At 62.7% G+C, this 12,110-nt stretch carries 6 protein-coding genes, 1 rRNA gene and 1 pseudogene; 3 read left to right on the top strand and 5 right to left on the bottom strand.

Annotated elements, in window-relative coordinates; translation table 11 throughout:
• From J7302_RS25955 to J7302_RS25940, 4 genes and pseudogenes are all read right to left on the bottom strand, one after another.
• A pseudogene (locus J7302_RS25955) lies at nucleotides 1–1,558 on the bottom strand (glycine dehydrogenase (aminomethyl-transferring)); the annotation flags it as partial.
• Nucleotides 1,559–1,572: 14 nt separating this feature from the next.
• A complete protein-coding gene (gene gcvH / locus J7302_RS25950) occupies nucleotides 1,573–1,950 on the bottom strand; it encodes a glycine cleavage system protein GcvH (RefSeq protein WP_215381670.1) in 378 nt (125 codons plus the stop codon).
• Between the two features lie 357 nt (nucleotides 1,951–2,307).
• Nucleotides 2,308–3,837: a sigma-54-dependent transcriptional regulator gene (locus J7302_RS25945; protein ID WP_215381668.1), complete on the bottom strand. Its 1,530-nt coding sequence runs from the start codon at nucleotides 3,835–3,837 to the stop codon at nucleotides 2,308–2,310.
• 25 nt (nucleotides 3,838–3,862) lie between these two features.
• Nucleotides 3,863–4,774: a LysR family transcriptional regulator gene (locus J7302_RS25940; RefSeq protein WP_215381666.1), complete on the bottom strand. Its 912-nt coding sequence runs from the start codon at nucleotides 4,772–4,774 to the stop codon at nucleotides 3,863–3,865.
• Between the two features lie 157 nt (nucleotides 4,775–4,931).
• On the opposite strand from J7302_RS25940, the gene speB reads away from it, so the two are divergent.
• From speB to putA, 3 genes are all read left to right on the top strand, one after another.
• The gene (gene speB / locus J7302_RS25935) at nucleotides 4,932–5,906 is read left to right on the top strand and encodes an agmatinase (RefSeq protein WP_215381664.1); all 975 of its coding nucleotides are present in this window, start codon (nucleotides 4,932–4,934) and stop codon (nucleotides 5,904–5,906) included.
• Between the two features lie 167 nt (nucleotides 5,907–6,073).
• Nucleotides 6,074–6,637 (top strand): TetR/AcrR family transcriptional regulator, encoded by a 564-nt coding sequence (locus J7302_RS25930; protein WP_215381661.1) that lies wholly within the window; start codon nucleotides 6,074–6,076, stop codon nucleotides 6,635–6,637.
• A gap of 414 nt (nucleotides 6,638–7,051) precedes the next feature.
• Nucleotides 7,052–11,029, top strand: a complete 3,978-nt coding sequence (putA, locus tag J7302_RS25925; protein WP_215381657.1) for a trifunctional transcriptional regulator/proline dehydrogenase/L-glutamate gamma-semialdehyde dehydrogenase — start codon at nucleotides 7,052–7,054, stop codon at nucleotides 11,027–11,029.
• A 998-nt stretch (nucleotides 11,030–12,027) separates the two neighbouring features.
• On the opposite strand, the gene rrf is transcribed toward putA, so the two are convergent.
• A 5S ribosomal RNA gene (gene rrf, locus J7302_RS27210) occupies nucleotides 12,028–12,110 on the bottom strand; the annotation flags it as partial.

Here is a 12,110-nt window from a genome sequence, read left to right as displayed (position 1 = left end):
CGCTGGCGGCGTTGAGCTTCATGGTGCAGGAACCCAGCGGGATCATGCTGCGGTCCAGCGCCAGATCCTTGTCCGCCAGCTTGCGCAGGTAGCGCATCAGCTCGGTTTCCGAGTGGTAACGGTTGAAGACATCGTGCTCCAGGAACGGCGATTCACGCAGCAGTTCCAGCGGCAGGCAGTCGCCGGTGACGCCAGCCAATGCTGCGAAGTCCGGCAGGTTCTTGCCCTGGGTGGCGAAGACCGCCCAGAGGGCCTCGACGCTGGCCTGGTCGCAGGTTTCATCCAGCGAGAGGCCGACGCGCACGCTATCCAGCACTCGCAGGTTAATGCCCTTGGCCTTGGCGGCGGCGTGAACCTCGTCGACCGGGTTGGCAGTGACGACGCTCAGGGTGTCGAAGAAGTGGTACTGCTCGACCTTGTGCCCCAGCTGTTGCAGGCCTTGAGCCAGGATCGAGGTCAGGCGGTGCACACGCCGGGCGATACGGGTCAGACCCTGCGGGCCGTGGTAAACGGCGTACATGCTGGCGATGTTGGCCAGCAGGACCTGGGCGGTGCAGATGTTGCTGGTGGCCTTTTCGCGGCGGATGTGTTGTTCGCGGGTCTGCATGGCCAGGCGCAGGGCCGGCTTGCCATGGCGGTCGATCGAAATACCCACCAGTCGACCCGGCATGTCGCGTTTGAACGAGTCTCGGGTGGCAAAGTAGGCGGCATGCGGGCCGCCGAAGCCCAGCGGTACGCCAAAGCGCTGCGCACTGCCCAGAACCACGTCGGCGCCGAATTCGCCGGGCGGGGTCAGCAGCGTCAGGGCCAGCAGGTCGGCGGCCACAGCCACCAAGGCGCCGGCCGCGTGGGCGCGCTGCACCAAGGCGCGGTGGTCAGGTATGTCGCCGTTGCTGGCGGGGTATTGCAGCAGCACGCCGAAGTAGCCGGAGAGGTCCTCCAGCTCAGCCTCGTCACCGATCACCACTTCGATGCCCAGCGGCTCAGCACGGGTGCGGAGCACATCGAGGGTCTGCGGGTGGCAATGCCTGGAGGCGAAGAAGGCGTTGCTGGCCTTGTTCTTCGACAAGCGCTTGCAGAAGGTCATGGCTTCGGCAGCGGCGGTGGCTTCGTCCAGCAGGGAGGCGTTGGCGATTTCCATGCCGGTAAGGTCGCTGACCAGGGTCTGGAAGTTCAGCAGCGCTTCCAGGCGGCCCTGGGAAATCTCCGGCTGGTAAGGGGTGTAGGCGGTGTACCAGGCCGGGTTTTCCAGCAGGTTGCGCAGGATCGGGGTCGGCGTGTGGCAAGGGTAGTAGCCCTGGCCGATGTAGTTCTTGAACAGCTGGTTCTTCGCGGCGATGGCCTTGATCGAAGCCAAGGCCTCGGCCTCACCCTGCCCGGCCGGCAGGTCGAGTACGCTGGTACCCTTGATGCTCTCGGGAATCACGCTGGCGATCAGCGCTTCCAGCGAGTCGTGGCCGGTGAGTGCCAGCATGGCGGTAATATCCGCCTCACGCGGGCCGATATGGCGGGCGATGAACTCGTTGTCCGTGCCCAGTGGGATGTGTGCTCTGGTCATGTCGGCCCCCGGGCTCAAGCGTTGTCGGAGAGGAAGCTGTCGTAGTCGGCCTGGTCCATCAGGCTGGCTACGGCTTCGGGGTTCTCCGGACGAATGCGGAAGAACCAGCCATCTCCCATGGGGGCTTCGTTGACCAGCTCTGGGTTGTCGGCCAGTGCCTGGTTGACGTCCAGCACTTCGCCGGTCAGCGGCATGGTGATGTTGCTGGCGGCCTTCACCGACTCCAGTACCGCGACTTCCTGACCTTCTTCGTAACGGCCCGGCTCCGGCAACTGGACAAACACCACGTCCCCCAAGGCCTCCTGGGCGAAACTGGTAATGCCGACGGTCAGCTCACCAGACGCTTCCAGGCGCAGCCATTCATGCTCGGGAGTAAAACGCAGAGTGCTCATGGATCTTCCTCTTGTTATCAGGTGGGGTCCCGAGCGTGGAATACAGCTCGGCTGACTGAACAAGAGCAAGGCGAATGCCAAGTTTTATAAACCCTTTTAAATCAATATCTTAAGCGATATTTGGAATTTTCACGGCCAAGTTTTGGAACGAAATCGCTCCAGACTTGAATGAGTTTATGGATAGCCGATGAACACACACACCGCGGATAACGAGGCCTTCGCCAGCTTGGAGCGAAATCGCTCCGCTGGAACGTAATCGAACCACACCATCAGCAATGTAGAGACGCAGGGCAATCAAGCCTCATCGATCCACCCAGAGTCGTGCGATCAGGGGAACTGCTGTCTCACTGATCCAGCCTACGCCTTGGTAGAAATCCCGTACTTACGCAGACGCTGGCCGATAGCAGTGTGCGAGGTGTTCAGACGCGCAGCCAACTGGCGGGTGGAGGGATATTCAGCATAAAGCCGCTCCAGCAGGGACTTTTCGAAAGCCTGTACGGCCTCCTCCAGGCTGGAGACCTCTGCGGATTCAGCCTGTTGGGCACTCAGCGCAGTACCCGCAAGTTCCAGCCCATCGCAGTCGATCAGGTCGCCCTCGCAGATCGCTGCGGCGCGGAAGATCACGTTCTGCAACTGACGAACGTTTCCCGACCAGCGATTGCCGAGCAGCAGCGGATGGGTCGCAGGCGCTAGCCGGCAAGGCGGCCGCTGGATCTGCGCGCAGGCCTGGCGCAGGAAGTGCTCGGCCAGCAGAAGGATGTCATTCCCGCGCTCGCGCAGTGGCGGCACCATCAGGTTCAGCACGTTGAGGCGGTAGTAGAGGTCTTCACGGAAGGTTCCCTCCCCGACCATGCGCTCCAGATTGCGGTGCGTCGCGCAGAGCACCCGCACGTTCACATGCACCTCCCGATCCCCCCCCACACGACGGAAGCAACCATCGCTGAGAAATCGCAGCAGCTTGGCTTGTAGGTAAGGCGACATTTCGCCCACTTCATCGAGGAACACCGTGCCACGATCCGCCATTTCCAGCAGGCCCGGCTTGCCGCCGCGCTGGGCGCCAGTGAACGCCCCGGCGGAATATCCAAACAGCTCGCTCTCGGCGAGGCTCTCCGGGAGGGCCGCGCAGTTGAGCGCCAGGAACGGCGCATCGTGCCGCGCGCTGAGGGCGTGGCAGGCGCGTGCCACCAGTTCCTTGCCGGTGCCGGTCTCGCCCTGGATCAACAACGGCGCATCCAGACTGGCCACCTTGAGCAGTCGGACCTTGAGTTGCTTGAGTGCCGATGATTGGCCGATCAACGCATCCATGCCCTCGGCATGGTCGTGGTGCAGCGAGGCCAGACGCTCGCCGATACGGCTCGGCGGGTAAAGGGTCAGCAAGCCACCGACCAGCGCATCCGTTCCACCGCTGATGGGTGTGGCGTCCAGCAGCAGCGCCTGCCCCTTGAAGCTCACCTCGCACATCGGCAAGCGGAAACCCTTGTCGATCAGGTTCTGCGCCAGATCCGGCTCGGCGAACAGGTTGGACAGCGGCTCTCCCGCCGGCTCGTGGCCGTAAAGGCTGACCAGCGTCGGATTGGCCAGCAGCACATGGCCGTCCGGCCCTACCGCAAGCACCGGGTCGCTCATGGCCGCCAACAGGGCATCGAGCTGCAAGCGCCGCTGCTGACCTGGGAGGATGTCGACCAGCTCCACCGCCTGCACACCCTCCACCCGCAGCAGGGCGTCATGCAACTCATCGAGCACCGCTTGGCTGAGGGCCGGAGCATCGATGTAGACGTTCGGCGGGATCATTTCCACCGCGTCGAGATTGAGGTTGCGCGCACCCAGCAGCGCCAGGACTTCCTGGGTGATGCCGACGCGGTCGATGAAGGTGACGTGGATTCGCATGGTGGACCTTGGGATCGATCTATTTCTACACGGTCAATGCGCGCGTGCACTGCATCAGCTCATCGAGGAATGCGCGCAAGATCAACGGCGGAGCTGCCCCTCGACGGGTAATGACCTCGAAGGCAGACAGCAGGCGCAGGCGTCCTGGCTCAAGGTGCTCCAGATCGCCACTCTCCACCCACTGGCGCGCATAGTGTTCTGGCAGGAATCCAGCATAAGCCCCCGAGAGGATCAGCATGGCCTGGGCTTCGACGTTATCCACGGTCGCGGCTGGCTTGTCCACGCCCAGGGCTTGGAGATCGCGCTGCTGCAGGTAGCCACGTGCCACGACACGGCTGGCGGCGATGCGCTCCAGCAGGTTGACCTTGGGCCCCAAGCTACCGAACAAGGGATGATTTCGCCCGCAGTAGAAGCCATGGCTTTCCTGGTACAGCGGCGAATAGGACAGGCCCGGCACGCGCAATGGGAAGTGCCCGACCGCCAGATGCAGGCGGCTATCCAGTACGCGCTCCTCCAGCTCGGCCGGCGTTCCGATGTAGACGTGCAGGTGCACCTCGTGGCCACGCTGGACGAAGCGTTGGGTCGTCATCTTCAGCGGGCAAGCCGGGTCGGTAATGGTGGTATCGATCACACCCAGATTAAGGGTGCCACTGATCTGGCGCTTGAGCACATCGGCATCGACGCAGAACTCCTCAACTGCTTCCAGCAACCTCTGGGTGGCCTCGTAGATCGCCTGGCCCTGCTCCGTCAGCCGAAACCCACTTCGCCCACGTTCGCAGAGTTTGACCCCGAGACGCGTCTCCAGGTGGCCCATCTGTTCGCTGATAGTGGACTGGGCAACGTTGAGGGCGGCCTGGGCCGCAGAGAAACCACCGCATTTGACGATGGTATTGAAGACCCTGAGCAGCTTCAGGTCGACATCATGCAACTGGATCATGGGGCACCCGAAGTGTCAGTGATTACATCGGAAATCACGATTTGCGCATCGCATCATCATCATTTTTTCAGGCGTTGGTAAAGCCCATAGTGCGCCCATGGACGAGGAACCCGCCCTCCTCCCGTAACCGACAACAACAATGTGGAGACGCCTGAAAATGTCCAGCAACAGCTATGAAAACGGTCGCTTGAACCTGCCCTTCGTCGGTCATTGCACCTTCGCCAAGTCCCCCGTCTGCCTTGACTGGGAAAAGCTGGACGCAGACGTTGCAGTGCTCGGCGCGCCCAACGACATGGGCACCCAGTGGCGTTCTGGCGCACGCTTCGGACCGCGCGGGATCCGGGAGGCATCCACTCTGTTCTCCTTCGGTCACAGCGGCGCCTACGACTTCGAGGACGACGTGATGTACCTGCAGGCAGCAGATGTACGCATCGTCGACGTAGGTGACGCCGACATCGTTCATACCGATATGAATACCAGCAACGCCAACATCGAGTACGCCGTGCGCAAACTGCTCGATGCCGGAGCCATGCCGGTGGTGCTGGGCGGCGACCACTCGGTGCATGCACCGGTGATCAAAGCCTTCGAAGGCCGCGGCCCGATCCATATCATTCACTTTGACGCGCACTTGGACTTCGTCGACGAACGCCACGGCGTGCGCTATGGCCACGGCAACCCACTGCGCCGCGCCTCGGAAATGGATCACATCGTCGGCATGACCCAGATGGGCATCCGCAACGTCTCTTCGTCCAACCGCAGCGACTACAACGCAGCCCGCGAATGCGGCTCGAATATCCTCTCGGTTCGAGACGTCCGCCGCCTCGGCCGCGATGGCGTGCTGGACCTGATCCCCGAGTGCGAGTCGTACTACATCACCATCGACATCGACGGCTTCGACCCATCCATCGCTCCCGGTACTGGAACCCCTAGCCATGGCGGCTTCCAGTACTACGAAGTGCTGGAAATCATCCAGGGCCTGGCAAACCGAAGCCAGGGGCGCATCGTCGGGATGGATTTGGTGGAAGTGGCCCCGGCCTATGATCCCACCGGAATCACATCCATCCTCGCTGCACAGCTTCTGATGAACAGCATCGGCTTCGTGTTCCACGCCCGCGCCCAGGCCAAGCGCTGACAGCCGTCCCCTCTTCCAGGGAAGGAAGAGGGCTTCAGCCCCGCAGGTGACTGCCCTGCCCCAACCTCTCAGGCAATCAGACGCAACCGGCCAGCTGCAGCTGCTCGCATTTTTTACCGATGTGGAATTACAATCACCATATCAATGCCCCGCCTGAGGCAACTGCCATGCGTTATCCCGAAGACCACAAAGCCGAAACCCATAAACGAATCGTTACCGAGGCTTCGCGCCGTTTCCGCAGCGATGGCATCGACGCCACCGGGCTACAGCCACTGATGAAAGCCCTGGGCCTGACCCACGGCGGTTTCTATGCACACTTCAAGTCCAAAGACGCTCTGGTCGAAGAGGCCCTGCAGGCCGCAGCCAACGACGCCAATGCCCATTGGGCCAAGGCATTCGCCAAGGAGCGACCACTCCAGGCCTTCTTCGAGCGCTACCTGTCACCCCAACATCGCGCCCAACCCGAACAGGGTTGCCCGCTGCCGACCATGTCGGCGGAACTCGGCCAGCGTGGAAACGCCAGCCCGATCACCGACGAGGTGGTAACCGGTCTGCTGGCCCTGATCGAAAAGGAGATCGGCGACCCGCAGGAAAGCCTGGCGATGCTTGCAACCCTGGTCGGTGCCCTGAGCCTGTCACGCAGCGTGGCTAACGAAGAGTTGTCCAACCAGATTCTCGACAGTGCCCACCAAAGCCTCCTACGTAAGCTCGAATCGCTCAAACCTCGTTAATTCGTCCTCCCGCGCCGGGCGGTTTTCCAGATGGCGAACTGCCCAGAGCTCGCCATCCGTCGACTCTTCTTGCCTGCCTCCTGCTTCCGCCACGAGCCGCCTATGCTGTCTTAGGCGTAATGTCGGTATTGCAGGGGCTCGTCTATCGGGTACGGCTATCCCAGGGTTGCACCCCAGGAAACCTCTTGATTTCAGTGCAGCGTACACCTGCAGCACCTGCTAGCTGGAGTAGCGCCTAAACCTGCTACGCGCGATAGCAGCGCAACTCCGCACCCATCCGATGGGCGACCTTTCATCCGGAGACCGTTCTCAGGATTGAAACTTTAGGTTGCACCAGGTTGCACCTCATTTGCGACACCGCTACTCTTGGCGCCGCTAACGCCGTTGCAACCACGGCTGATAAGAGGACAAGAAATGGCTACGAGCACCACCCTTGGCGTGAAACTGGATGAGGCAACCCGTGACCGCCTCAAGGAAGCTGCACGACGGATCGAGCGCACCCCGCACTGGCTGATCAAGCAAGCGATCTTCAGCTACCTCGAAAGCCTGGAAGCCGGCGTAACGCTGCCGGAACTCCAGGGCATCGCCCAGCGCCTGGCCGAGGGCGACCATGAGGCTCTTGAAGCCCTGGCCGACCCGGTGCACCAGCCATTCCTCGACTTCGCTGAAAGTATCCTGCCGCAATCCGTCTTGCGCGCCGCCATCACTGGCGCCTATCGCCGCCCCGAGCAGGAAATGGTTCCTATGCTGCTGGAGCAGGCGCGCCTGCCAGCAGATATGGCTGAAAACACCTACAAACTCGCCTACGGCATCGCCGAGAAACTACGCAACCAGAAGAGCGCCAGCGGCCGCGCCGGCATCGTCCAGGGCCTGCTGCAGGAGTTCTCCCTGTCTTCCCAGGAGGGCGTCGCCCTGATGTGCCTGGCCGAAGCCTTGCTGCGCATCCCGGACAAAGGCACCCGTGACGCCCTGATCCGCGACAAGATCAGCAACGGCAACTGGCAACAGCACCTGGGCCAGAGCCCGTCGATGTTCGTCAACGCTGCCTCCTGGGGCCTGCTGATCACCGGCAAGCTGGTGTCCACCCACAACGAATCCGGCCTCTCCAGCTCGCTGAACCGCATCATCGGCAAGAGTGGCGAGCCGCTGATCCGCAAAGGCGTGGACATGGCCATGCGCCTGATGGGCGAGCAGTTCGTCACCGGCGAAACCATCGCCGAAGCGCTGGCCAACGCCACCAACTTCGAGGCCAAGGGCTTCCGCTACTCCTACGACATGCTCGGCGAAGCCGCACTGACCGAGGAAGACGCCCAGCGTTACTACGCTTCCTACGAGCAGGCCATCCATTCCATCGGAAAGGCCTCCCACGGCCGCGGCATCTATGAAGGCCCCGGCATCTCCATCAAGCTGTCCGCCCTGCACCCGCGTTACAGCCGTGCCCAGTACGAGCGCATGATGGACGAGCTGTATCCGCGCCTGCTGTCCCTGACCCTGCTCGCCAAACAGTACGACATCGGCCTGAACGTCGACGCCGAAGAAGCCGATCGCCTGGAAATCTCCCTCGACATGCTCGAGCGCCTCTGCTTCGAGCCGGGGCTGAAAGGCTGGAACGGCATTGGCTTCGTCATCCAGGCCTACCAGAAGCGCTGCCCGTACGTGATCGACTATGTGATCGACCTGGCCCGCCGCAGCCGCCACCGCCTGATGATCCGCCTGGTGAAAGGCGCCTACTGGGACAGCGAGATCAAGCGTGCCCAAGTCGACGGCCTGGAAGGCTTCCCGGTTTACTCCCGCAAGGTGTACACCGATGTTTCCTACATTGCCTGCGCCCGCAAACTGCTGAGCGTTCCGGAAGTCATCTATCCGCAGTTCGCCACCCACAATGCCCACACCCTGTCGGCCATCTATCACATCGCCGGGCAGAACTATTACCCGGGCCAATACGAGTTCCAGTGCCTGCATGGCATGGGTGAGCCGCTGTACGAGCAAGTGGTGGGCAAGGTCGCTGAAGGCAAGCTGAACCGTCCGTGCCGTATCTACGCTCCGGTCGGCACCCATGAGACGCTGCTCGCGTACCTGGTGCGCCGTCTGCTGGAAAACGGCGCCAACACGTCCTTTGTGAACCGCATCGCCGACCACTCCATCTCCATCAAGGAGCTGGTAGAAGATCCGGTCACCCACATCGAATCCCTGGCAACGGTAGAAGGCACCCTGGGCCTGCCGCATCCGCGTATCCCGCAGCCCAAGGCTCTCTACGGTGATGCCCGCGTAAACTCCAGCGGCATCGACATGGCCAACGAACATCGCCTGGCGTCACTGTCCAGCGCCCTGCTGGGAACCGGCCATGCTGACTGGCGCGCCCAGCCGATGCTCGGCTGCCCCAGCAGCGAAGGCCCGCTCGAACCCGTACTGAACCCGGCAGACCATCGCGACGTGGTCGGCCACGTGCAGAACGCCACCACCGCCGACGTCGGCAATGCCGTCCTGGCCTCTATGGCCGCCGCACCGATCTGGCAAGCCACTCCGCCGGTCGAGCGCGCCGCCGCCCTGGATCGCGCCGCCGACCTGATGGAAAACGAGATCCAGCCGCTGATGGGCGTTCTCGTCCGCGAGGCCGGCAAGACCTTCAACAACGCTATCGCTGAAGTGCGTGAGGCCGTGGACTTCCTGCGCTATTACGCTGCTCAGGCACGCCACGACTTCGCCAACGACAGCCACCGTCCGCTGGGCCCGGTAGTCTGCATCAGCCCGTGGAACTTCCCGCTGGCAATTTTCAGCGGCCAAGTAGCTGCTGCCCTCGCCGCCGGGAACACCGTGCTGGCCAAGCCGGCCGAGCAAACCCCGCTGATCGCCGCCCAGGCTGTGCGCATCCTGCTGCAAGCCGGTATCCCGGAAGGCGTCGTGCAGCTGCTACCGGGCCTCGGTCACACCGTGGGCGCCGCCCTCGTGGCTGATGAACGCGTCAAAGGCGTGATGTTTACCGGATCTACCGAAGTCGCCGGCATCCTTGCCCGCAACGTCGCCGGTCGCCTGGACGCCCAGGGCCGCCCGATCCCGCTGATCGCCGAAACCGGCGGCCAAAACGCGATGATCGTCGACTCGTCCGCGCTGGCTGAGCAGGTGGTCACCGACGTCGTCGCCTCCGCCTTCGACAGTGCCGGTCAACGCTGCTCGGCCCTGCGCGTGCTGTGCGTCCAGGAAGACGTGGCTGACCGCGTGCTGGAAATGCTCAAGGGCGCCATGGCGGAATGCCGCATCGGCAACCCCGAACACCTGAACGTGGACATCGGCCCGGTGATCGACGCCGAAGCCAAGGCTGGCATCGACAAGCACATCCAGGCCATGCGTAGCAAAGGCCGCGGTGTGTTCCAGATCGCCCGCACCGAAGGCGATGCTATCCAACGTGGCACCTTCGTGATGCCGACCCTGATCGAGCTGGAAAGCCTGGCCGATCTGGAGCGCGAGATCTTCGGCCCCGTCCTGCACGTGCTGCGTTACAAGCGTGAGGACATGGACTCCCTGCTCGATCAGATTAACGCCACCGGCTATGGCCTGACCCTGGGCGTGCACACCCGCATCGACGAAACCATCGCCAAGGTGGTGGACAAGGCCCATGCCGGCAACCTCTACGTCAACCGCAACATGGTCGGCGCAGTGGTAGGCGTGCAGCCCTTCGGCGGCGAAGGCCTTTCCGGCACTGGCCCGAAAGCGGGCGGCCCGCTCTATATGTACCGCCTGCTGGCCACCCGTCCGACCGACGCGGTCAGCCGTACCTTCAAGCGCCTGGATGGTGAAACCGTCGCAGACACCCAGCAACGCGCCGCCTTCCAGGAACAACAGGGCAAGCCACTGGATGCCCTGAAGACCTGGGCCACCAAGAATGGCAAGGAAGCACTGGCCGGCCTCTGTGGCAGCTTCGCCGAACTGTCCCAGAGCGGCCTGACCCGCACCCTCCCCGGCCCGACCGGCGAGCGCAACTCCTACATGCTGCTGCCGCGAGACACCGTGCTGAGTCTGGCCGATGACGAAGGCGACCTGCTCTGCCAACTGGCCGCTGCGCTCGCAGTGGGCAGCTCGGTCATCTGGACCACCAGCGATGCTACCAGCAAGCTACGTTCCAGCCTGCCGAAGCAGGTTCAAGCGCGCATCCAACTGATCGCCGACTGGACCCAGCCCGAGGTGAGCTTCGATGCAGTGCTGCATCACGGCGACTCCGATCAGCTGCGCGCCGTCTGCAAGCAAGTAGCCGCTCGCAAGGGCCCGATCATCGGCGTCCAGGGCCTCTCCCAGGGCGAAACAGCAGTTCCGCTGGAACGCCTGCTGATCGAGCGCGCCCTCAGCGTCAACACCGCGGCCGCCGGCGGCAATGCCAGCCTGATGACGATTGGCTAACCAATAGCCGCGCCTTCGGGCGCGGCAACGTTTCTCCCGACACCGACCCACAAAGTCGGCTGCCGAATGCAATACCAGGAAGTTCCGACTTCCGAACGGGCCACCCTACCCGGGTACCCCGTCTTTCCCTTCGACGGCTAGCCGTCACCCCGCCTAGCGGCAAAAGGGCACGCCACAAGCGTGCCCTTTTTCTTTGCGTTGTCCCGAACTGCCAGTGGGACGCTCCACGCCCCGCCTCTGCTGCGACTGCACCACCAAGAACCTAACAGCGTGAGCAGACAGCCCCAACGGCACGAGCGAACTAGCGCACAAATAGCCTCCTGAAGCCGTGCTGCTCCATGCCAAACAGTGATTCGAACTGACCGACTCCTGCAAACCTGGCAGATATCAGCCAGGCAGGGGCGAGTTTGTTCCCAATTGGCATCCTGAATCCCTACCCCCAGACCAGGCGATGCTGCGAGCTGGATGACGCTACGGAACATGGCCAAGATCTGCCAGCCAGGATCGAGCTTGCCCGCAAATAGTCTCGAGTAACTGCAATACTGCGGGCCGCTGTGATGGTTCGCCGTCAGCAAGCGGCCACCTGCCTGATCAGGATCTGCCTGCCAGGCAAGCGATGTCCAGGTTACGGCAGGTGCGGCACCGCAAATCAGACAATGATCACGCGGGCGTCAGCACATCTGGGGCAGTGCAGCGAAGTCCACCTTATGCTGCCTATACATTGGGACGCTCTGCGCCATCCGGAGCAAGAATCCACCCATCCTGACTCGTTTCGCCCGCCTGAAATCGAACAAGAGTCGAGCAAGATTACGATCATCGCCTGCACGCGGAAGTGCGGGTCATTCTGGATGATGCTGCGGGATAACGCGCACTTCGAGTTGAGGAAGGCCTGGCTTCCCCCTCCGGTAATGCGCCAACGGCCGGACCGAAGCCGGTTTTTCCCGTGCCCAAAGACAAACCCCCGACACGCCTGGGCGTATCGGGGGTTTGGGATAGGAGCTTGACGATGACCTACTCTCACATGGAGAAGCTCCACACTACCATCGGCGATGCGTCGTTTCACTACTGAGTTCGGGATGGG

The sequence above is a fragment of the Metapseudomonas boanensis genome, assembly GCF_018704125.1.
GTDB classification, from domain to species: domain Bacteria; phylum Pseudomonadota; class Gammaproteobacteria; order Pseudomonadales; family Pseudomonadaceae; genus Metapseudomonas; species Metapseudomonas boanensis.
This window is presented reverse-complemented; position numbering and strand designations above follow the sequence as displayed.